Raw genomic sequence first — 20,162 nt, 5'->3', positions numbered from 1 at the left:
GCGCCCGCGGCCTAGCCCGCTATGGTGGGATTGTCCCCGTAACGATATGGAAACGACTGGCTGATCTTATGAACCTATCGAAGCTACTCGGCATGAGCGCGGCCATGAGCCTGATCGTTCCCTCCGCCCTGCCAGCGCAGACCGTGGAGGAGCAGCCGCTGCCCAATGTCGGGCTGGACCTGCCCGACGGGTTGACCTTGTTCGGCAGCGACGACCCCAATGTCCGCCGCGCCACCGCGGTCGTCAACGGCTCGATCATCACCGGCACCGACGTCGACCAGCGCATGGCGCTGATCGTCGCGGCCAATGGCGGCGAGATTCCCGAGGCCGAGCGCGCGCGCCTGCGCCTTCAGGTGCTGCGTAATTTGATCGATGAAACACTGCAGATCCAGGAAGCCGGCGCGAACGACATCGCGATCACCGCCGACGAAATCGGCCAGACCTATGCGCGCGTCGCTCAGCAGAACGGTCAAGGCAACGCCGCGGCGTTCGACAAATATCTCCGCTCGATCAACTCATCGCCGGCCTCGCTGCACCGCCAGATTCAGGCCGAGCTCGCCTGGAGCCGCCTGCTCCGGCGCAACATCAGCCCGTTCGTCAACGTCAGCGATGACGAAGTGCAGTCGATCATCGACCGGCTGACTGAAAGCCGGGGCACGACCGAATATCGCCTCGGCGAGATTTATCTCTCGGCGACGCCGGAGAACGAACAGCAGGTGGTCGAGCAGGCGCAGAATATCGTCAAACAGATCAGCGCTGGTGGCAGCTTCGTGGCTTACGCCCGGCAGTTCTCCGAGGCATCGACCGCCGCGGTGGGCGGCGATCTCGGCTGGGTTCGCCCGGCGCAACTGCCGACATCCCTGGCCGAAGCGGCCCAGCAGATGCAGGCAAACCAGCTGGTCGGCCCGATCGAGTCTCCGGGCGGCGTCTCGATCCTGTATCTGATCGACAAGCGCCAGATCCTCACCGCCGATCCGCGCGACGCTCAGCTGAGCCTCAAGCAGATGTCGATCACCTTTCCCGCCGGGGCGACCCAGCAATCCGCGCAGGGGCTGCTCGACGGCTTCGCGCAGGCAACCCAGGCAATCCAGGGATGCGGCAATGCCGATGAGGTGGCCGCCACGCTGAACGCCGATGTGGTGAACCGCGATGGCGTACGGCTGGGCGATCTTCCCGGCCCCCTGCAGGAGGTCATGTCGAAGCTCGAGATCGGTCGCTCGACGCCGCCTTATGGCTCGCTGGAGGAAGGCGTGCGCGTGTTCGTGCTGTGCGGGCGCGACGATCCCCGGACCGGCGCCGAGCCGTCTTTCGACCAGATCCAGTCGCGACTGGAAGAAGACCGAGTCTCGCGCCGCGCGCAAATCTATCTGCGCGATCTGCGGCGCGATGCGATCATCGATTACAACTGATGCCTGCCTGGACAGTGGGATAATTCATGCCCGGTAAGCAGCAGCCGATCGCACCGTTCGCCATTTCCATCGGCGATCCGGCGGGGATCGGTCCGGAAATCATCTGCAAAAGCTGGGAGGCCCGCGTGCATGCCGGCCTTTCGCCATTTTTCGCCGTCGGCGACGCCGCCGCCTTTGCTCCACACTGGAGCGGACCCGTCCAGCCGATCGACGATCCGGCCAAGGCGCTCGGCGTGTTCGAGACGGCGCTGCCGGTCATGCAGGTGCTCGAATGCGGCCCGGTGACGCCCGGAACGCCGACCGCCGCGGGCGCGCAATGCGCCTATCAGGCGCTCGAAGCCGCGGTCGGCCTGGCGCGCAGCGGCAGCGCGGGCGCGGTGATCACGGGTCCGGTGTCCAAGGCACAGCTTTATGCGGTCGGCTTCACCCATCCCGGGCAGACCGAGTTCATCGCCGAACGCTGCGGCGTCTCGCGCCAGAACGCGATCATGATGCTCGCGGGGCCGGGTCTGCGCGTGGTGCCGATGACCGGGCACATCGCGCTGCGCGACGTGCCCGGTGCCATTACCGCCGAACTGATCGTCGACCGCGTTCAAGCGACCGCGCGCGGCCTGACCCGCAATTTCGGGATCGAGCAACCGCGCATCGCCGTCGCGGGCCTCAACCCGCATGCCGGCGAATCGGGCAGGATGGGACGCGAGGAGGAAGAGTTTTTCCTGCCCGCCATCGAGCGGCTGCTGGCCGATGGCTGCGACGTGACCGGCCCGCTGCCCGCCGATACCATGTTCCACGAGGAAGCACGCGCCGAATACGACGCTGCGATATGCGCCTATCACGATCAGGCGCTGGTACCGCTGAAGTCGCTCTATTTCCACGATGCGGTGAACATCACGCTGGGCCTGCCGATCGTGCGCACCTCGCCCGATCACGGCACCGCTTTCGATATCGCCGGCAAGGGGATCGCGCGGCCGGACTCCATGATCGCCGCGATCCGCATGGCCTGCGAAGCTGTAAAGAACCGCCGGCTGCGGGATTGAGCACGGCACCCACACCCGCACTGCCGCCGCTACGCGAGGTTATCGCGGCGCACGGCCTCAGCGCATCCAAGGCGCTCGGCCAGAACTTCCTGCTCGACGAGCAATTGCTGGGCCGCGTCGCCGCGGTGCCCGGCGATCTGGCCGGACAACGCGTCTATGAGGTCGGCCCCGGCCCCGGCGGACTGACGCGGGCGCTGCTGCGCGCTGGCGCGGAGGTCAGCGTGGTCGAGCGCGATGCGCGCTGTCTACCCGCGCTCGCCGAGATCGCCGAGGCTTTTCCGGGGCGCTTGAATATACAGGAAGGCGATGCGCTGGCCGCGCAGCCAGACCTCGCGCCGCCATTCCACATCGTGGCCAATCTCCCCTATAATATCGGCACCGCGCTGCTCGTGCGCTGGCTGGGCGGCGAAAGCTGGCCGCAGGGCTGGGCCTCGCTGACGCTGATGTTCCAGAAGGAGGTGGCGGACCGCATCGTCGCCGCGCCGGGGGACAAACATTATGGCCGTCTGTCGGTGCTCGCGCAGTGGCGCAGCACGGCAAGGTTGGCGATGAAGGTTCACCGCAGCGCCTTCACGCCGCCGCCCAAGGTGATGAGCGCGGTGGTGCATATCCTGCCCGCCGCCATGCCCGAAGGGCTGCGCTTCGCCGTGCTGGAAAAGCTCACCGCCGCCGCCTTCGGCCAGCGCCGCAAGATGCTGCGCCAGAGCCTGAAGGGGTTGCCGGGCGGACTGGATGCGCTGAATGCGACAGGCATCGATCCGACGCGGCGAGCGGAGACGCTGAGCGTGGAGGAATTCGTGCAGGTGGCGCGAGTCCTCTCGTCCTAAAACTCGTCGCCCCTGCGAAGGCTGGGACCCATCCCCGCTATCATTGGCTGGCAACCGCAGTCGATCTGCCAGAGTTGCCGAACATTTCATCGCAATAGAAGGCAACGCCGTATATCCCACAAACCGGCAATAGGCTCCCGCCTCCGCGGGAGCGACGTGGGTTTTAAATCGGCTGATCCCGCAGCACTGGCCTAGTCCGGCGCCTCGCGCTATCTCTTCGCCATGACAGAGCTGACAACAACCGAACAATGCGCGCTCGACCGGATCGAGCAGGAACCCATGCTCGAACGCACGATGCGCTGGGCGAAAATCAACAGCGGCACCGCCAATCTGCAAGGCCTTGCCGCCATGGCGCAGCAGCTGGGCGATGCCTTTGCAAAATTGCCGGGCGAGGTGGAACTTATCGCACCCGATCCCGTCGAGGCGATGGAACCCGACGGCAATATCAAGGAGTTACAGCGCGGCAAGCATCTTGTCTCCACGGTGCGGCCCAGTGCGCCGGTGCAGCTGCTTTTTACAGGTCACATGGACACGGTGTTTCCTCAGGACAGCACTTTCCAGGAGCTAAGCTGGCGCGGCGACGATATTCTGAACGGCCCCGGCGTCGCCGATATGAAGGGCGGGATCGCCGTCATGCTTCATGCGCTGCTGGCGGTGGAAGCGAGCGATGCAAAGGATCGCCTCGGCTACCAGATCATGATCAACAGCGACGAGGAGGTGGGCTCGGGCTCCTCCGCCGCGCTGATCGAGCGGCTCGCGCAGGGCAAGGCTGCGGCGCTGACCTACGAGCCCGCGCTGCCCGACGGCACGCTGGCGGGGGCGCGCGGGGGCAGCGGCAATTATTCGATCAGGATCGGCGGGCGCAGCGCCCATGCCGGGCGCAATCCGGAGGACGGGCGCAACGCCGTGGTCGCCGCGGCCGATCTCGCGCTGCGGCTCAAGGCGCTGATGCGCGAAGGCCTGTCGGTGAACCCGGCCAGGATCGACGGCGGCGGCGCCAACAACGTCGTGCCCGATCACGCGGTCCTGCGCGTCAATTTCCGCCCGCGTTCACCCCGCGACCAGGTGGACGCCGAGGAGGCGCTGGAGCGCGCCTGCGCCGCCGTCGCGATCGAGCACGACGTGACGGTGCAGCCGCATGGCGGGTTCGGTCGTCCGCCCAAGCCACTCTCCGAGGGTGCTGAAAAGCTGTTCGGTCTCGTCAAGCGCTCGGGCGCGGACCTCGGCCTCGACATAAGCTGGCGCGCCACCGGCGGGGTGTGCGACGGCAACAATATCGCCGCTTGCGGCGTGCCCGTGGTCGACACCATGGGCGTGCGCGGCGACGCGATCCACAGTTCGGACGAAATCCTGATCGTCGACAGTCTGGCCGAACGCGCGCGGCTGTCCGCGCTCACCATCCTGCGGCTCGCCGAGGGAGGCCTCTGATGGGCTATATCATCCGCGCCGCCCGCCCGCGCGACCTGGAAGCGCTCTACGAGATGGCCAAGCTCACCGGCGGCGGTTTCACCAACCTGCCGGCCGACCGCATGTCGCTCACCGCCAAGCTCGCGCGCTCGGACGAGGCCTTTATCCGCGCCGGCGACGAGTTGCAGGACGATCTGTTCGTACTCGCGCTCGAAGAGGTCGAAACGGGTGAGGTACGCGGCACCTGTCAGCTGTTCGCTGAGGTGGGCCGGCGCTGGCCGTTCTACAGCTACCGCCTCAGCACGCTGACCCAGCAGAGCGAGGAGCTGGACCGCACCTTCCGCGCCGAAATGCTCAGCCTCGTCACCGATCTGGAGGGATCGAGCGAGGTCGGCGGGCTGTTCCTGCATCCGAACCACCGGGCCGGCGGCCTCGGCCTGCTGCTCGCGCGCAGCCGCTATTTGTTCATCCGCCAGCACCGCGGCCGCTTCGCCGACCGCATCCTCGCCGAGCTGCGCGGGATCATCGACGAGGCCGGCGGCTCTCCCTTCTGGGACGGGCTGGCGGGCCGCTTCTTCGGGATGAATTTTCAGGAGGCGGATTATTTCAATGCCATCCACGGCAACCAGTTCATCGCCGATCTGATGCCCAAGCATCCGATCTATACCGCCATGCTGAGCGAAAGCGCGCGCGCCGTCATCGGCTTGCCCCACCCCAGCGGCCGCGCGGCGATGCGCATGCTGGAGAACGAGGGCTTCGCCTATGAAGGCTATATCGATATTTTCGATGGCGGCCCGAGCATGACCGCGCGCACCGACCAGGTGACGACCGTGCGCGACGCCGAGGAGGCACCGATCGTCGCGATCGAGAGCGGCGGCGATCAGGCGCTGGTTGCCACCGGCCGGCTGTCCGACTGGCGCGGAGGCTATGCGCGGGTAAAGCGCCGTGAAGGCGGCATCGCGATCGATGCGGACGCGGCGAAGCGGCTGAAGGTGGAAACGGGCGATACGCTGAGCTGGACCGCACGGTAAATCCTCCCCGAGCTCGCTCGGGGGGGGACCGCGATGCGAAGCATCGGGGCGGAGGGGCAAGCAGGGCGATTTCCTGAACAAGCGCTCGAACCGATCGAAGCGCTTTTTCCCCTCCACCATTCGGCTTCGCCGAACGGTCCCCCTCCCCCCCCGCTGCGCGAGGGGAGGATTGAGAAAAGGACGAACCCATGACCCTCACGGAAATCAATTACGACGGCATCGTCGGCCCCAGCCACAATTACGCCGGCCTGTCCCCCGGCAATCTCGCCGCGACGAGCAACAAGGGCGCGGTCTCGCATCCACGCGCGGCGGCGCTGCAGGGTGTAGAGAAAATGCGGGGCAATCTGCGGCGCGGGCTGGCGCAGGGCTTCTTCCTGCCGCTCGACCGGCCCAACATTGGCTGGCTGGGGAAACTGGCCACCGACCTCGCCTCCGCCGAGCCGCATCTCCGCGCCGCCGCCTGGTCCGCCTCCGCGATGTGGACCGCCAACGCCGCCACCGTCTCGCCCGCCCCCGACACGCCGGACGGACGCTGCCACCTGACCGTCGCCAATCTCGTCACCATGCCGCATCGCAGCCACGAGTGGCCGGGTACGCTCGCGCAGCTTAAGCTCGCCTTTGCCGACGAAGCGCATTTCGCGGTGCACGACCCGGTGCCGCCACCGTTCGGCGACGAGGGCGCGGCCAACCATATGCGCATGGCGCCGAACCACGCCGCGCCGGGGATCGAGCTGTTCGTCTACGGCCGCGCGGGTGGCGGCTTCCCCGCACGCCAGCATAGCGAGGCGAGCAGGGCGGTGGCGCGGGCGCACGGCCTCGATCCGGAACGCACCGTCTTCATCGAACAGGCCGAGGCGGCGATCGCGGCGGGCGCGTTCCACAACGATGTGGTGGCGGTGGCCAACGAGCAGGTGCTGTTCGCGCACGAACAGGCCTTTGCCGATCCGGGCGCCGCCTATGCGGACATCCGCGAGAAACTGCCGCAGGCCGAAATCGTCATCGTCCCTGCCCAGCGCGTTTCGCTGCAGGACGCCATCGCCAGCTATCTGTTCAACGCGCAGCTGGTGACGCTGCCCGAAGGAGACATGGCGCTAATCGTGCCGCTGGAGGCCGAGGAAACCGCTTCGGTCCGGGACTATCTTCAGGAACTCATCGCGGGCAACGGACCCATTCGAAAAATCGTACCCGTCGACGTGCGTCAATCCATGGCGAACGGCGGCGGCCCCGCCTGCCTGCGCCTGCGCGTAGTCGCCGACCCCGCCACGGTCGATCCGCGCTTTCTGGCGGACGAGGCGAAGCTGGATCGCATCGCCGCGGTGGTGGCCGAGCATTGGCCCGAGGATATTGAACCGGATCAGCTAGCCGATCCGGCGCTGGCGGATCGGGTGCGCGCCGCGCGCGCGGCGTTGCTGGAGGAACTGGAACTGGCGGAACTCCGATAAACCTTCTCCCGCCCGGGCGGGAGAAGGATACGGAAGCTTGCCGGTTTACCGGCTAGCTGGAGTTGGATGAGGGTGGGTGGCGCGTCAGCGCCATCGATGGCGCGGCGCTATCCGGCAGCCCTCACCGGGGTCCCCACAAAGTGGTACTTTGTGGGGTGCCCCCCACCGGGTCCCCACAAAGTGGTACTTTGTGGGGTGCCCCTCACCTCCCGCACGCGGGAGAGGGTTTAGGCCAAAACAGTCAAACCGTCGGCAATCCTTACAACCGTCCCATATTGACCCCGCAACGATCCGCGGCCGCTTGCCCTTGGCACGATGGTTGCTAAACCGTTAACATGTCCTTGCTGCACAAATTCCTGCGCCTGTTTCTCGTTAAGTCGCGCGCCGAGGTGTTCCTCATTACATTCGGCCTGGCACTCGGCGCCACGCAGCGCGGCGCCAATTACGTGACGACCTATCCCGGCTGGCTCGGCTGGACGATGTTCGGCTGCTGCTGCGCGGCGGTATTCATGGCCGGCGCCAAGATGCTGCAGGCGCTCGATCTGGAACGGGCGATGGCCATGATGGAATAATCAAGCCTTCATGTGCCGGGTCATGTCCATCCGAACATGCGGGATCGCCAGAATTTCGATCGCGTCATTGGCTTCGCGATACACGATCAGATGCTGTCGGTGGCGCATCCCGCGCACTCCGGGATGAATGTCTGGCCTCTCCGATCCCAGCCTGGGATTGTCCGCCAATGTCTGAAATCGCTTTTTCAATCCCGTCAGATAGGCCGCCATTGGCTCCGGTCCCCAGGCTTCAAGGCCATAGGCGGCGATGGAGCGCAGATCATCATGCGCCAGACGCGTGAGGCGAAACGACCGCTCACCCGCCAGAGGCGGCGCTCTCGATCACCTCGGTAATGCGGAAATTCTCGACGAACTCGCCCCGGTCGGCCTGTTCGACGCCAACCGCGACATGCGCGCGCAGATCGGAAAAGCGTTGATCGCCGTCCTCAAGCTCCCTGAGCCCCGCGCGAACGACCTCGCTAACCGATCTATACTGCCCGGACTCCACCTTGCGGCGGACGAACGCTTCGAAATGTGAGCCAAGTGAAAGACTGGTAGCTGCCATAGTGCATGTCCGATATCGATATTCATCTTGAATATATAGCAGGCGTGTGCCGTGACAAGGGTTCATGCAATCGGCTATGGTATCGCGACCGGCATCGAGTTTCACAAGAAAGGCTGCTTGCGTAACATTATGGTGTAAAGGCTACAAAGTGGCCGCCGGTGCATTGCCATAACGCGAAACGAAATTTCCTACGATGGGTCGCCTTCGGCTTGAGGCTATTTCTACCATAGCTCATCGATTTCCCAGCATTGCAAGACCGGGTTTGCTATGTTCGGCGTCCGGCGTTCGCGATCCGAGCGCTGTCAGTGCGCGGCTGCCGGCCCGCAACGGTCCAGCCATACATCGCGTTCGTCCTGGGCGGCGCATCGTCCGGCGAGCAGGCGTTCGATCCGCGCCACCCGGTCCTCCAGAGGCTTGTCGGGTGCTTGCAGATTGAACTGCCTAGGAGCGATCAGGACCGCGACCAGTTTGAGCCACTGATGATCGGACAACGCCGCCGGCGGTTTGCCGTAAATCTGCATACTCGCGTCGAACATGCCCTCCATCCAGCCATCTGGACCGGGACCCATCTGCACCGTTTCGAGAGCAAGGGCCAATATCTCTTTTTTGGAAAGGCGCTGCTCCAGTCCAAGAGCATAGGTCGTCTGCCGTATCTTCCCGATGCCGGGTTCAAAATCTTCAAAGGCGAGTCTTTTGGCAAGCGACTGCGTGATCGTGGTCAAGCCCGCACCCTTGGTTTCCACGTCAAATCCGTTGTGCCGCCAGAAAGCGGGGTCTTCGACGGCAAGCAGCTGATGCAGTTTGCGTTGCGTCAAGTCGTCCGGACCGCGCTGGCTGGCCATCAATCCAGCAGCGCGTTGCTTCAAACCGTCAGAGTCTCTCAGCGCATCGAAATATCCAAAGCCCGCATAAGCGGCCAAAGCTAGAAGGATTAGCAAAACCATGGCCGCAAGGGCTTTGAATATCATGCTTGGCCTGAACGGTTTGCTGCGTTCCCCATGCACATGCTTTCTCCCAAATTCGGTCGGCATGATAGATAAGCATGCCGATATGCAACGGTAAACCGCTAATACGCTCCCATCGCACCAAGTCGCGAACTGGTATTTAAGACTGAAAACCGGAAAGAGTCGGGGGATTCTGTTGCCCGGCTCCCCCGGGGCCGCTGTGGTCTTTCTGTTGCCCGGCCGACTCGGCCGCGTTCTATTAGTGTAATGTCAGCCCGTGAGGGCCTCGATTACGCTGCCAGAGCAAGTGCTTCGTTATCGTTGGCACTTATCGGTTTTGAGCCTTTAACGGGTTACTCAGCCCGGGCGAAAGCGCTGTCTTTGAACACACGTCGATCCTGGTTCGGCCCCTTCAGAAACCGCAGAAATCTGCGGGTTTTGGTGGAGCCGCCGGGTACTGCCCCCGGGTCCGCTGCGTCTATTGCACAGAACAATTTATCGCCATAGCCGGCCGAAACCGACAGGCTCTATATAGGGAGTTGGATGTGAATGAAAAGTGAGCGTGTCGTCCGGGAACAGAAACGCTTATCTCCGCAGCTTTGCCCTGCTCCCCCCGGGCGGGAGAAGGATACGAAGCCCCGGATTAAATCCGGGGCGGAGTTGGATGAGGGTGGGTGGCGCGTGAGCGCCATCGATGAGTCGGCGCTGCAACGGCGGCCCTCACCGCTGCGACTAATTCGCTGCGCTCGTAAGTCTCGCTCCTCTCCCGTGAACGGGAGAGGGTATTCCGGCCGCTACGCGCGCTTCCTCAGCTCGTCGCGGATTTCCTTGAGCAGTTCGACCTCGCTCGGACCGGGCGCGGCGGTTGCCTCGTCCCGGTTCTCGAACTCGGCCATGATCCGGTTGGCGTAGCGCACCATCAAAAAGATGATGAACGCCAGGATCAGGAAGTTGAGCACCACGGTGAAGAACTCGCCGTAACCGAGCAACGGCACGCCCGCCTCCTTGAGCTGCGCGTAATTGGTCATCGAGCCGGCATAGTCCGCCGGCACCGGGCCGAGCCGCAGGAAATAGCCGGAGAAATCGAGCCCGCCGAAGATCGCGCCGACCACCGGCATGATGACGTCCTCGGTCAGCGATGTGGTGATCCTGCCGAACGCGGCGCCGACGATCACCGCGACCGCCAGATCGAGCACGTTGCCGCGCAGTACGAATTTCTTGAACTGTGCGAACATCATCACCTCTTCCACGATCGTCGGCGCGCATTAATGCCGCCTTTTCGCCCGCTTGTCGATTGGCGGTGGCGGGCGCGGGCGCTTTGCGTTTAGATAGGCGAACGCATTCACGAAAAGGGGACGATCCCATGCGCCTTGCCTTACCGAAACTGCTCGTCGCCGCGCTCGCCTTCGGCCTGCTGTCCGCCTGCGGCATCAACAGCGTGCCGACGGCGCAAGAGAACGCCGCGGCGCGCTGGGCCGATGTCGAGGCCGCCTATCAGCGCCGCGCCGACCTCATCCCCAATCTCGCCAACACCGCCGAGCGCTACGCCGAGCAGGAGCGCAGCGTGCTGACCGAAGTGACCGAGGCGCGCGCGAAAGCGACGTCGGTGCAGGTCAATGCCGACGATCTGGACGATCCCGCCAAGCTGCAGCAGTTCGGCGAGGCGCAGGGCCAGCTCGGCCAGTCGCTCGGCCGCCTGCTGGCGAGCTTCGAGGCCTATCCGGACCTGAAATCGAACCAGAATTTCCTCGCCTTGCAGAACGAGCTGGAGCGTACCGAGAACCGCATCAACATCGCCCGGCGCGACTACAACCAGGCGGTGCAGGACTATAATACGACGATCCGCACCTTTCCGGACATCATCGGCGCCAAGGTGGTCCACGGCGCCAAGCCGCTGGTCCCGTTCGAGGCCGATGCGGGCTCCGAAAAAGCCCCGGAAGTGTTCGGCAAGAGCTGATGCTACGCGCTTTCCTGCGGCCTTTTCCGCTTCTCCTGCTGTTTGCCCTCGCCGCCCCGGCGGCGGCGCAGGATTTTCCCAAGCTCACCGGCCGGGTGGTCGACGGGGCGGATATCCTGTCGGAGGGCGAGGAGGTGTCGTTGACGCAGGAGCTGGCGGCGATCGAGCAGCGCACCGGCCACCAGGTCGTCGTCGCCACCGTGCCCGGCCTGCAGGGCTATCCGATCGAGGATTTCGGATACGCGCTCGGGCGGAAATGGGGCATCGGCAGCGAGGCGGACGACGACGGCGTCGTGCTCCTCGTCGCCCCCAAGGACAGGCAGGTGAGCATCGAGGTCGGCTACGGCCTCGAACCGGTGCTGACCGACACGCTGGCGAGCACCATCATCGAAGGCGCGATCATCCCCAAATTCCGCGAGGACGATTATCCCGGCGGCATCCGCGCGGGCGTCGACGGCATCGCCAGCCAGCTCGAGCTGCCGCCCGAGGAAGCGCGCCAGCGCGTTGCCGCGGCCGATGCGGCAGCGCGCAAGCGGGACGAGGGCGGCTTTCCCTGGGCCGGGCTGATCTGGCTGGGCTTCTTCGCCTTCATGTTCGTCGGCCCGATGATCGCCGGCGGACGCGGGCGCCGCTCGCGCTATCGCCGCGGCGGGGGCATGGGCGACGTCATCCTGTGGGGCGTCCTCAGCGGCATGGCCAATAGCGGGCGCGGCGGCGGCGGCAGCTTCGGCGGTGGGGGCGGCGGGTTCGGCGGAGGCGGCGGGTTCTCGGGCGGCGGCGGCAGCTTCGGCGGCGGCGGCGCCTCGGGGGGCTGGTAGCGTGGCGCGGGTCATGCAACTCAGCGAGGAGCAGCATCGCGCGGTCAGCGCGGCGGTGGGGGCCGCCGAGACGGGGACCGACGGCGAGATCGTCACCATCGTCGCCGATCTCTCGGACCATTATCAGGACATAGCGAGCCGCTGGGCGGCGGCGATCGCGCTTTTGTTCCTCATCGCGCTGCCGATCGCCCCGCGTTTCTGGCGCGGCGCGATGGACCTGCTGAGCAGCGGCTGGTCGCAGGACTACACGCCCGCCGCGTTCCTGACCGCGATCGCCGCGACCGCCGTCTTCCTCTATTTCGTCGCCACGCTGATGCTCGAGAACATGCCGCTCCGGCTGTTCCTCACCCCGTCCCGGGTCAAGGAGGACCGCGTGCGCGCGCGCGCCGTGCGGCTGTTCCGCGTCGGCACCGAGAGCCGCACCGATGGGCGCACCGGCATCCTCGTCTATCTCTCGACGATGGAGCATCGCGCCGAGATCGTCGCCGACAGCGCCATCGCCGAAAAGGTCGATGCGGCGCGCTGGGCCGAGGCGATGGGCGCGCTGATCGACGGGGTGAAGCAGGGCAGGCCCGGCGACGGCATGGTCGCGGCGGTGGGCCATGTCGGTGCGATCCTGGCCGAGCATTTTCCCAAGACGGCGGGCAACCCCAACGAACTGCCGGACCGGCTGATCGAACTGTGAGCGAAGGTCCGGCGGCCCCGCCCGAACGGACCCTGTGGGAGGGCGACTATCTCGTCGTGCGCAAGCGCGGGACCTGGGAATATGTCGGGCGGCCGCGCGGCATCCGCGCCGCGGTGATCCTGGCGGAGGAGGACGGCGAGGTGCTGCTGGTCGAGCAATATCGCGTGCCGCTGGGCAAGCCCTGCCTCGAACTGCCCGCCGGGCTGGTCGGCGACGAGGATTCGATCGATGAGGACGCGCTCGCGGCGGCGGCGCGCGAGCTGGAGGAGGAAACCGGCTACCGCGCCGGATGCATGGAGGTGATCGGCGAATTCCACTCCTCGCCCGGCATGGTCAGCGAGGCCTTTACCCTGGTGCGCGCGCGCGGGCTGACGAAGGTGAGCGCCGGCGGCGGGGTGGCGGGCGAGGACATCACGGTCCACCGCGTCAAGCTTGCCGAGGTGGAAGCGTTCGTGGCTGCAGCGCGAGCTCGCGGCGTCGCGATCGACGTGCGCGTGATGAGCCTGCTGATGGCTGAATGGTTAAGGTGATGAGCGGGTCGGCCAACGACCCCGATTGCGGAAATTTTACCCACTGTTCTTTGGTTCCAAAAATGGCCGTATATGCTCACATCAAGCACCCCTTCGATCCTTGCAAATTAGATCTTAAAAATGGCGATCATGTGCTTTGCAAACCCAGCCGGATGGAAATTCAGAAACGGCATGGCTCCGCCTTTCTTTGTTCGTCATGCCGGCGAAAGGGCACCGGAAAGCCGGCATCTCAGGCCTCATGGCGATCCCGCCCGAGACCCCGGCTTTCGCTGGGGTGACGAAAAAATGAAACGGGTTTGCAAGGTGCATAATCGCCCTCGTTAAGTTGGTCCGGCCATATAGAAAATTCATAGCCGACCTGCCGGCTCTTGCAGCTACGCTGGAGTTTGACCCGGGGACGATAGCATATGTTGATTTTGAAAGAATAGTCGTAGGTTGGCTGACAGCTGATCCATAAAAATTAGTGCAGACAGCATTCTCAAGTTTGTACTACTCGAGATCGCTCGCCGTGTGGCTATGTCCGGCCAAGAGACATCACTGCCAGAACCTGCCCGTCGCAAAACCACCAGGAGCGGCCTTCCGCACACCGCCTCAAACATCCGGCAAAAGCTCGCCGGGAAAGTTTGGCACAATTCTTCTGCCATCCCCGCCAGGCGGCTTCGCCCAGGATCAAGACCCGTTAAATTTCATTCGTCATTCCGGAAGCCGATTTTCTCCAAATCTATGATTGGGTAAGAAAATCGAGTTATCCGGAACCCGGGGGCTCAAGGGGCATCGCTTGCCGCCCTCGATGGGTTGATCTGCGGTCGCCGTCGGCTCGTTGCGCTCGCAGTGACGAAGAGGCTCGATGCCATGGCATCGCACTCTAACGGAAATTGTCGGCATAGGCCTGGATCTTCAGCGTCCTGGTCGGCGTCGGCACAATCGCATATTCGATCGCGTTCCGCTCCGCATAGGCCTTCGCCGCCTCGCAACTGCCGAACTTCAGCTGCAATTGCTGGCGCGTATCGCCCGAGCCCGCCCAGCCGGTCAGCGGATCGGGGCGCTTGGCCTCGGCCGGATCATATTCCAGGATCCAGCGGTCGGTGAGCGCGCGGCCGGAGGTCATGGCGCTCTGGGGGCGTTGATAGATGCGGGCGGTCATGGGACGAGCCTTGCTGAGCGCGAGCGCAAAAATCAAGCCGGATCGCGCGGGCGGGATAAAGTGTTCCGCATTCGTTCTTTCAATGTAGGGTTTTCGATGGCAGGTTCCGGGGATGCGTATTTCTCTCCCATTCTTACCGCCTTCATCGCACTGTCGGCAATGCTTTCGCCAGATTGTTATTCGTCATCGGGATTCGGCCCGAGACCCCAGCTTTCGCTGGAGTGACGAGCAAAGAAAACGGGCTTGCAATCTTCCGATATCGAAGGGCTGCGCTTCTCCTGTGACAGCTATCGGGAAATCTGACGGCAGTCCCCTTCGGCTGGCTAGACCAGCCAGCCGCTCAGGACAGGGTTCGACAGGCTCGGGCCGAGTGGATTTGGAAGATTCGTGCGTTAACGGGCTGGAAAGTCGGCGAAATTCAGGCAATCACACCATCCGCTACTTTCTTCCCCTGGACAGTGTGAAGCGTGTGAAGTTGGGCGGTGAATCCGCCCTGTATTTTCTTCCCCTGGACAGTGTGAAGCGTGTGAAGCTGGGCGGCGAATCCACCCTGTATTTTCTTCCCCTGGACAGTGTGAAGCGTGTGAAGCTGGGCGGCGAATCCGCCCTGTATTTTCTTCCCCTGGACAGTGTGAAGCGTGTGAAGCTGGGCGGCGAATCCACCCTGTATTTTCTCTCTTTGAACAGTGTGAAGCATGTGAAGCTGGTGGTGTCGTCCGCGTTCAATCCCGGCTTCTCGCCTGGGCGCGCTTGGTCTTCAGGCTGGGCGTGGCGCCCGCCGGATCGTCGGGCCAGTGATGCCTGGGATAACGCCCGCGCATGTCCTTGGCGACGTCCGCCCAGCTCCCCGTCCAGAAGGCGGGCAGGTCGCGCGTGGTCTGCACCGGGCGGCCCGCCGGGCTGGTCAGCGAAAGCACCAGGGGCACGGGCGGGCGGCCCACCGCCGGATGCTCGGCGAGCCCATAGAACGCCTGCACCCGCGCCGCGACCGTCGGCCCCGCCTCGGCGCCGTAATCGATCGCGTGCGTGGTGCCCGCGGGCGTAGTGAAGCGCGGCGGCGCGGCGGCGGCGATGCGCCGGCCCTCGTCCCAGCCGAGTTGGCCTTCGAGCGCGTGGAGCAGCGCGGCGGGCGGGATGGCGTCGAAGCGGGTGATGCCGACGAGCAGCGGGTCGAGCCAGTGGTCGAGGCTCGCCAGCAGCGCTTCGTCGGTGAGCGCGTCCGATCCGGCGAAGGCGGCGCGGCGACGCAGCGCGATGGCGGCCTCGCTCCAAGGCAGCGGGCCGAGGCCATGGCCCCGCACCGCCTCCAGCAGCGCCGCGCGCACGGCGTCCGGATCGGGCGCGTCGTCCTGCCCGCCCCTGAGCGCGATCGCTCCGAGCCGTTCCTCACGCCGCGCCGCAATCCGGCCGGCCGCGGCGTCGAAGCGCACCGTGCGCCGCGTCTCGATCCGGTCCGCGAACAGCGTCCGCAGCTCCTCCTCGTCGATCGGCGCGGCCGACAGGATGCGCGCGCCGCCTGCCGCTCCTTGCACATCGGCGACCGCGAGCCAGTCGTGGCGCGCGAACGGCGAGGCCGGATCGAGCCGGAAGCCGCGCCCGCCCGCCGCGATCCAGTCCGCCCCGCCGCCGCCGCCGCGACTTCTGGCGAGGCGGTCCGGAAAGGCCAGCGCCACCAGCGCGCCGATCGAGAGCGGCTCGCCCTCGCCCGCTCCGACCAGCCCGGCCCAGCGCTGCGCCAGCCCGCGCGCCGCCTCGGCCTTGCGCCCGCGATCCTCGCGCCAGCGTTGCAGCCGCGCCTCAAGGTCCTCGCCGCGCCCGCCCAGCCCGCGCTCCTGGCACAGCACCGCGACCTCCGCTCCCACGCCCGCCTGTCCGTGCGCGCCCGCCAGCACCAGCATGTGCGCCAGATGCGGCGGCAGCGGCAGCGCCGAGAGCGTTTCGCCATGGGCGGTGATGCGGCCGTTCTTGTCGATCGCCTCCAGCGTGCGCAGCGTGGCGCGCCCCTGCGCCAGCGCGGCGGCGGGCGGCGGATCGAGCCAGCGCAGCGCCGCCGGATCGGCCTCGCCCCACCGCGCGCAGTCGAGCACCAGCGGCGCCAGGTCGCTCTCCAGCATCTCGGGCGGGTCGTACGGGATCAGGCCGCCGGTCGCCGCTTCCTCCCACAGGCGATAGGCGATGCCCGGCGCCTGCCGCGCCGCGCGGCCCGCCCGCTGGACCGCGGCGGCGCGGCTCACCCGCTCGGTGACGAGCCGCGGCGTGCCCGCCGCCTGATCGAAGCGCGGACGGCGCGCGAGGCCGCCGTCGACGACGATGCGCACGCCGTCGATGGTCAGGCTGGTCTCGGCGATACTCGTGGCGAGGATGATCTTGCGGCGGCCCTCCGGGTCCGGGCGGATCGCCGCGCGCTGCTCGGCCGGATCGAGCGCGCCGTGGAGCGGGAGGATAGCAATGTCCGTGGGGAAATTCAGGCGTTGTCGCAGAAGCTCGCCGGTCCGCTCGATCTCGCCCATGCCGGGCAGGAAGGCGAGGAGGTCGCCGTCCCGTTCGGCCAACGCGCGGGCGATGGCGCCGGCCATCTCGTCCTCGATCCGGCGCTCGGCGCGGCGGCCGAGATGGACGAGCTCGAGCGGATGCGCGCGCCCCGCGCTCTCGATCACCGGGCAGCCGTGCATCAGCGCCGAGAAGCGCGCGCCGTCGAGCGTCGCCGACATGGTGACGAGCCGCAGATCGGGCCGGAACGCGGCCTGCGCTTCGAGCGCGAGCGCGAGGCCGAAATCGCTGTCGAGGCTGCGTTCGTGCACCTCGTCGAACAGCACCGCCGAGATGCCGGTCAGCTCGGGATCGGCGATGATGCGATTGCGAAAAATGCCCTCGGTCAGCACCAGGATGCGCGTGGCGGCGGAGCGCCTGCCGTCCATCCGCGTGGCGTAGCCGATGGTCTGGCCGACGCGCTCTCCGGCCAGTTCGGCCATCCGCTCGGCCGCCGCGCGCGCGGCCAGGCGGCGCGGGCTGAGCAGCCAGATCGCGCCGTCGCACCACGGCTCGGCGAGCAGGGCGGGCGCCACCATCGTCGTCTTGCCCGCCCCCGGCGGCGCGACCAGCACGGCGGCGGCGGCGGCGCGCAAGGCGGCCCGCAGATCGGGCAGCACCGCCGCGATCGGCAGCGCGGTCATGCCTCGTTCCCGACCAGCCCCAACCGTCCGCGCAGCAGCCAGCGCCCGCACATCAATACCGCCGCGGCGGTCAGGCCGCCGGCGAGACCCAGCCACACACCCACCCCGTCGAGGCCCGCATGAAAGGCGAGGAACCAGCTCAGCAAGAAACCGATCGCCCAGTATCCCAGCCCGGCGAAGACCATCGGCACGCGCGTGTCCTGGATGCCGCGCAGGAGCCCCGCGCCGACCGCCTGCATCGAATCAACCAGCTGGAACAGCGCGGCGACGGCCAGGAAGGCGACGGCGAGCCGGAACACCTCGGCATCTTCCGCCGTTATCGGACGGACGAACAGGCCGACCAGTTGCTCGGGGATCAGCACCATCAGCGCGGAAGAGATCGCCGCCGATATCAAACCCAGTCCCAGCGCCACCTTGCCCACCCGAGCCAGACCGGCGCCGTCGCGGCGTCCGTGGAAGATGCCGGCGCGCACCGTCGCCGCCTGCCCGATGCTGAGCGGCACCATGAAGGCCAGCGCAGCGATCTGGATCGCGACGCTGTGCGCCGCGAGCGAGGCGCGCCCGATCAGCCCCATCAGGAACACGGCGGCGGAGAAGACGGTGATCTCCATGGCGTAGGTGCAGGCGATCGGCAGGCCGACCGCGAAGATGGTCCGTAAGCGCGGCCAATCGGGGCGCCAGAAGTTGCCGAACAGACGGTAGCGGCGGAAGCGGCGGACGCCCGTGACCACCGCCACGCCGCCGAGGCCGAGCACGGCCTGGGCCAGCGCGTTGGCGATGCCCGCGCCCGCCAGCCCCAGCTCAGGCAGGCCGAGCTCGCCGAACACCAGCGCCCAGCAGGCCAGCGCGTTGAAGGCAAGGCCGGCGGCCATGATGTACACGCCCCAGATCGGCCGCTCGAGCGCGGTCACATAATAGCGCAGCACCAGCCCGACGAGGAACGGGAACAGCCCCCACATGGCGATGCGCACGAAGCCCGCGGCGGCGGCGGACAGGTCGGGCGACTGGCCCAGCGCGAGGTAGATCGCCTCGGCCTGCCACAGGATCGCCCAGGCCGGCACGCAGATCGCCGCGCTCGCCCAGATCGCCTGCCGGACGGTGCGGCGCACGTCGCGCACGCTGTTCGGCCGCCGACCATATTCGGCGGCGATCAGCGGCGAGGCGGCGGTGACCAGCCCCATGCAGAACACCGCGAACACCCAGTAGAGGTTCACGCCGAGCGCGGCGGCGGCCAGCGCATCGACATTATAGCGGCCGAGGATCACCACGTCGGTGGTATTGATCGCGGCCTGCGCGACGTTGCCGACCACCAGCGGCAGCGCGAGCTTCAGCGTCATCAGGCCTTCGCGCCGGAGCGAACCGGCGGGGCGGGCGGCGGCGATGGCGTCCATCGGCGCGCTAATAGGCGCGGTCGATGGCGAACTCCACGGCCTCGATCAGCGCGGACTTGGCGGGGCCGGCCGGAAATGGCGCGATCGCGTCGATCGCGCGCTGGCCGTAATGGCGCGCGCGCGCGATGCTGTCCGAGATCGCATCGTGGCGCTCGATCAGCTTGGTGGCATGCGCCAGGTCCGCATCCGACACGCGCCGCCCAGCCATCGCCTCGCGCCAGAAATGCTGCTCGTCTCCGTCGCCGCGCGCAAAGGCGAGGATGACGGGCAGCGTGATCTTGCCGTCGCGGAAGTCGTCGCCGACGCCCTTGCCCATGACCTCGCTGTCCGAAGCGTAGTCGATCGCGTCGTCGACCAGCTGGAAGGCGACGCCGAGGTTGCGGCCGTAGCGGTCGAGCGCTTCCTCGACCGCGCTGTCACGCTCGGCCACCACCGCGGCGATGCGGCAGGCGGCGGCGAACAAGGCGGCTGTCTTGGCGCCGATGATGCCCAGATAATGCTCCTCGCTGGTCGCCAGCTGGCGCTGCGCGGTGAGCTGATCGACCTCGCCCTCGGCGATGACGGCGGATGCGTGGCTGAGGATCTTGAGCACTTTCAAGGAGCCGTCCTCGACCATCAGCTCGAAGCTGCGCGAGAACAGGAAGTCCCCCACCAGCACCGCGGCCGGATTGCCGAAGATCAGGTTGGCGGCGGTCTTGCCCCGGCGCATGTCCGATCCGTCGACGACGTCGTCGTGCAGCAGCGTGGCGGTGTGGATGAACTCGACGGCGGCGGCGAGCTTGTGATGCCGGTCGCCCGGATAATCGAGCAGCGCCGCGCAGGCCAGCGTCAGCATGGGCCGCAGACGCTTGCCGCCGCCCGCGATAAGGTGGCCGGCAAGCTCCGGGATCAGCGGAATGTCCGACTGCATGCGATCGAGGATCACGCTGTTCACCCGGTTCATGTCGCCGGCGACGAGCGCCATCATCGGTTCCAGCGAGGCCGCATGGCCCGGTTTCAGCGGATGGATCGTGGCGGCCATGATGCCAAGCGATGTGGCAAGTCGCGGCCGGTTAGGCAAGAGGCGGCGCGAAGGTGTAAGGTGACACGGATTACAGGGGTGTACCTGGAAAATTCCGGTGAAGCGTTTGGCAACGTAAACGAAACGCGCGAGACGTAATTTTGGTTTATCATCATGTCTACAGATCACCGTATCGGTTATACACTATTTCGGCGATGTAGGACAGTCGCATCGCAGCAACGTCTCCATCG

19 protein-coding genes and 1 other RNA gene are annotated in these 20,162 nt (G+C 66.4%); 11 read left to right on the top strand and 9 right to left on the bottom strand.

The features are described 5' to 3' along the window. The first annotated feature begins 92 nt into the window (after positions 1-92). The 7 genes from ACOQPC_RS05520 to ACOQPC_RS05490 all read left to right on the top strand — a co-directional run bounded on the left by ACOQPC_RS05520 (position 93) and on the right by ACOQPC_RS05490 (position 7,725). On the top strand, positions 93-1,409 hold the full coding sequence (locus ACOQPC_RS05520; RefSeq protein ID WP_420607648.1) for a peptidylprolyl isomerase: 1,317 nt from the start codon (positions 93-95) through the stop codon (positions 1,407-1,409). Between the two features lie 26 nt (positions 1,410-1,435). After that, positions 1,436-2,446, top strand: coding sequence for a 4-hydroxythreonine-4-phosphate dehydrogenase PdxA (gene pdxA, locus ACOQPC_RS05515; RefSeq protein WP_420607647.1), 1,011 nt, complete (start codon positions 1,436-1,438; stop codon positions 2,444-2,446). Continuing rightward, on the top strand, positions 2,443-3,273 hold the full coding sequence (gene rsmA / locus ACOQPC_RS05510; RefSeq protein ID WP_420607646.1) for a 16S rRNA (adenine(1518)-N(6)/adenine(1519)-N(6))-dimethyltransferase RsmA: 831 nt from the start codon (positions 2,443-2,445) through the stop codon (positions 3,271-3,273). The genes pdxA and rsmA overlap by 4 nt, the downstream gene beginning before the upstream one ends. A gap of 222 nt (positions 3,274-3,495) precedes the next feature. Continuing rightward, positions 3,496-4,701, top strand: coding sequence for a hydrolase (locus ACOQPC_RS05505; protein WP_420607645.1), 1,206 nt, complete (start codon positions 3,496-3,498; stop codon positions 4,699-4,701). Next, entirely contained in the window at positions 4,701-5,711 is a 1,011-nt protein-coding gene (locus tag ACOQPC_RS05500; protein WP_420607644.1) for an arginine N-succinyltransferase, read from the top strand. Before ACOQPC_RS05505 ends, ACOQPC_RS05500 begins: the two co-directional genes overlap by 1 nt. 188 nt (positions 5,712-5,899) lie before the next feature. Beyond that, complete coding sequence (locus tag ACOQPC_RS05495; RefSeq protein ID WP_420607643.1) at positions 5,900-7,153, top strand: N-succinylarginine dihydrolase; 1,254 nt, start codon at positions 5,900-5,902, stop codon at positions 7,151-7,153. A gap of 335 nt (positions 7,154-7,488) precedes the next feature. Then, positions 7,489-7,725, top strand: coding sequence for a hypothetical protein (locus ACOQPC_RS05490; RefSeq protein WP_420607642.1), 237 nt, complete (start codon positions 7,489-7,491; stop codon positions 7,723-7,725). On the opposite strand, the gene ACOQPC_RS05485 is transcribed toward ACOQPC_RS05490, so the two are convergent. The 5 genes from ACOQPC_RS05485 to mscL form a co-directional block, all read right to left on the bottom strand. Beyond that, entirely contained in the window at positions 7,726-7,974 is a 249-nt protein-coding gene (locus ACOQPC_RS05485; RefSeq protein ID WP_420608077.1) for a type II toxin-antitoxin system RelE/ParE family toxin, read from the bottom strand. It abuts the gene before it with no gap. A 46-nt stretch (positions 7,975-8,020) separates the two neighbouring features. Continuing rightward, complete coding sequence (locus ACOQPC_RS05480) at positions 8,021-8,269, bottom strand: type II toxin-antitoxin system ParD family antitoxin (protein WP_420607641.1); 249 nt, start codon at positions 8,267-8,269, stop codon at positions 8,021-8,023. Positions 8,270-8,571: 302 nt separating this feature from the next. Continuing rightward, a complete protein-coding gene (locus ACOQPC_RS05475; protein WP_420607640.1) occupies positions 8,572-9,300 on the bottom strand; it encodes a transglycosylase domain-containing protein in 729 nt (242 codons plus the stop codon). 130 nt (positions 9,301-9,430) lie between these two features. After that, positions 9,431-9,773, bottom strand: a transfer-messenger RNA (tmRNA) gene (gene ssrA, locus ACOQPC_RS05470). A gap of 234 nt (positions 9,774-10,007) precedes the next feature. After that, positions 10,008-10,448, bottom strand: coding sequence for a large conductance mechanosensitive channel protein MscL (gene mscL, locus ACOQPC_RS05465; RefSeq protein ID WP_420608076.1), 441 nt, complete (start codon positions 10,446-10,448; stop codon positions 10,008-10,010). A 128-nt stretch (positions 10,449-10,576) separates the two neighbouring features. Here mscL and ACOQPC_RS05460 point away from each other — a divergent pair, with 128 nt between their 5' ends. From ACOQPC_RS05460 to ACOQPC_RS05445, 4 genes are read left to right on the top strand one after another with little or no spacing between them, the layout of a single operon-like run. Further along, positions 10,577-11,170, top strand: coding sequence for a LemA family protein (locus ACOQPC_RS05460; protein ID WP_420607639.1), 594 nt, complete (start codon positions 10,577-10,579; stop codon positions 11,168-11,170). After that, positions 11,170-11,988 carry a TPM domain-containing protein gene (locus ACOQPC_RS05455; RefSeq protein ID WP_420607638.1) on the top strand — a complete coding sequence of 273 codons (819 nt, stop codon included), beginning with the start codon at positions 11,170-11,172 and terminating at the stop codon, positions 11,986-11,988. The genes ACOQPC_RS05460 and ACOQPC_RS05455 overlap by 1 nt, the downstream gene beginning before the upstream one ends. A 13-nt stretch (positions 11,989-12,001) precedes the next feature. Continuing rightward, positions 12,002-12,673, top strand: a complete 672-nt coding sequence (locus tag ACOQPC_RS05450) for a TPM domain-containing protein (protein ID WP_420607637.1) — start codon at positions 12,002-12,004, stop codon at positions 12,671-12,673. Next, positions 12,670-13,203, top strand: coding sequence for an NUDIX hydrolase (locus ACOQPC_RS05445; protein ID WP_420607636.1), 534 nt, complete (start codon positions 12,670-12,672; stop codon positions 13,201-13,203). Before ACOQPC_RS05450 ends, ACOQPC_RS05445 begins: the two co-directional genes overlap by 4 nt. An 865-nt stretch (positions 13,204-14,068) precedes the next feature. Here the strand turns inward: ACOQPC_RS05445 and ACOQPC_RS05440 are convergent. The 4 genes from ACOQPC_RS05440 to ACOQPC_RS05425 all read right to left on the bottom strand — a co-directional run bounded on the left by ACOQPC_RS05440 (position 14,069) and on the right by ACOQPC_RS05425 (position 19,932). Further along, positions 14,069-14,347 carry an ETC complex I subunit gene (locus tag ACOQPC_RS05440; RefSeq protein WP_420607635.1) on the bottom strand — a complete coding sequence of 93 codons (279 nt, stop codon included), beginning with the start codon at positions 14,345-14,347 and terminating at the stop codon, positions 14,069-14,071. Positions 14,348-15,069: 722 nt separating this feature from the next. Beyond that, the gene (hrpB, locus tag ACOQPC_RS05435) at positions 15,070-17,520 is read right to left on the bottom strand and encodes an ATP-dependent helicase HrpB (protein WP_420607634.1); all 2,451 of its coding nucleotides are present in this window, start codon (positions 17,518-17,520) and stop codon (positions 15,070-15,072) included. Then, entirely contained in the window at positions 17,517-18,911 is a 1,395-nt protein-coding gene (locus ACOQPC_RS05430) for an MATE family efflux transporter (RefSeq protein WP_420607633.1), read from the bottom strand. The genes hrpB and ACOQPC_RS05430 overlap by 4 nt, the downstream gene beginning before the upstream one ends. A gap of 7 nt (positions 18,912-18,918) precedes the next feature. After that, positions 18,919-19,932, bottom strand: coding sequence for a polyprenyl synthetase family protein (locus tag ACOQPC_RS05425; RefSeq protein ID WP_420607632.1), 1,014 nt, complete (start codon positions 19,930-19,932; stop codon positions 18,919-18,921). Positions 19,933-20,162 lie beyond the last annotated feature (230 nt).

This window comes from Novosphingopyxis sp., assembly GCF_965218915.1.
Classification (GTDB): domain Bacteria; phylum Pseudomonadota; class Alphaproteobacteria; order Sphingomonadales; family Sphingomonadaceae; genus Novosphingopyxis.
Note: the sequence above shows the minus strand (reverse complement) of the source record. Positions and strands in the feature narration are given on the sequence as shown.

Bases quoted from the DNA above. Each gene is read 5' to 3' on its own strand.
- ACOQPC_RS05520 (WP_420607648.1), top strand. From the start codon at position 93: ATGAGCGCGGCCATGAGCCTGATCGTTCCCTCCGCCCTGCCAGCGCAG.
- pdxA (WP_420607647.1), top strand. From the start codon at position 1,436: ATGCCCGGTAAGCAGCAGCCGATCGCACCGTTCGCCATTTCCATCGGC.
- ACOQPC_RS05505 (WP_420607645.1), top strand. From the start codon at position 3,496: ATGACAGAGCTGACAACAACCGAACAATGCGCGCTCGACCGGATCGAG.
- ACOQPC_RS05500 (WP_420607644.1), top strand. From the start codon at position 4,701: ATGGGCTATATCATCCGCGCCGCCCGCCCGCGCGACCTGGAAGCGCTC.
- ACOQPC_RS05495 (WP_420607643.1), top strand. From the start codon at position 5,900: ATGACCCTCACGGAAATCAATTACGACGGCATCGTCGGCCCCAGCCAC.
- ACOQPC_RS05490 (WP_420607642.1), top strand. From the start codon at position 7,489: ATGTCCTTGCTGCACAAATTCCTGCGCCTGTTTCTCGTTAAGTCGCGC.
- ACOQPC_RS05480 (WP_420607641.1), bottom strand. From the start codon at position 8,269: ATGGCAGCTACCAGTCTTTCACTTGGCTCACATTTCGAAGCGTTCGTC.
- ACOQPC_RS05475 (WP_420607640.1), bottom strand. From the start codon at position 9,300: ATGCCGACCGAATTTGGGAGAAAGCATGTGCATGGGGAACGCAGCAAA.
- mscL (WP_420608076.1), bottom strand. From the start codon at position 10,448: ATGTTCGCACAGTTCAAGAAATTCGTACTGCGCGGCAACGTGCTCGAT.
- ACOQPC_RS05460 (WP_420607639.1), top strand. From the start codon at position 10,577: ATGCGCCTTGCCTTACCGAAACTGCTCGTCGCCGCGCTCGCCTTCGGC.
- ACOQPC_RS05455 (WP_420607638.1), top strand. From the start codon at position 11,170: ATGCTACGCGCTTTCCTGCGGCCTTTTCCGCTTCTCCTGCTGTTTGCC.
- ACOQPC_RS05450 (WP_420607637.1), top strand. From the start codon at position 12,002: ATGCAACTCAGCGAGGAGCAGCATCGCGCGGTCAGCGCGGCGGTGGGG.
- ACOQPC_RS05440 (WP_420607635.1), bottom strand. From the start codon at position 14,347: ATGACCGCCCGCATCTATCAACGCCCCCAGAGCGCCATGACCTCCGGC.
- hrpB (WP_420607634.1), bottom strand. From the start codon at position 17,520: ATGACCGCGCTGCCGATCGCGGCGGTGCTGCCCGATCTGCGGGCCGCC.
- ACOQPC_RS05430 (WP_420607633.1), bottom strand. From the start codon at position 18,911: ATGGACGCCATCGCCGCCGCCCGCCCCGCCGGTTCGCTCCGGCGCGAA.
- ACOQPC_RS05425 (WP_420607632.1), bottom strand. From the start codon at position 19,932: ATGGCCGCCACGATCCATCCGCTGAAACCGGGCCATGCGGCCTCGCTG.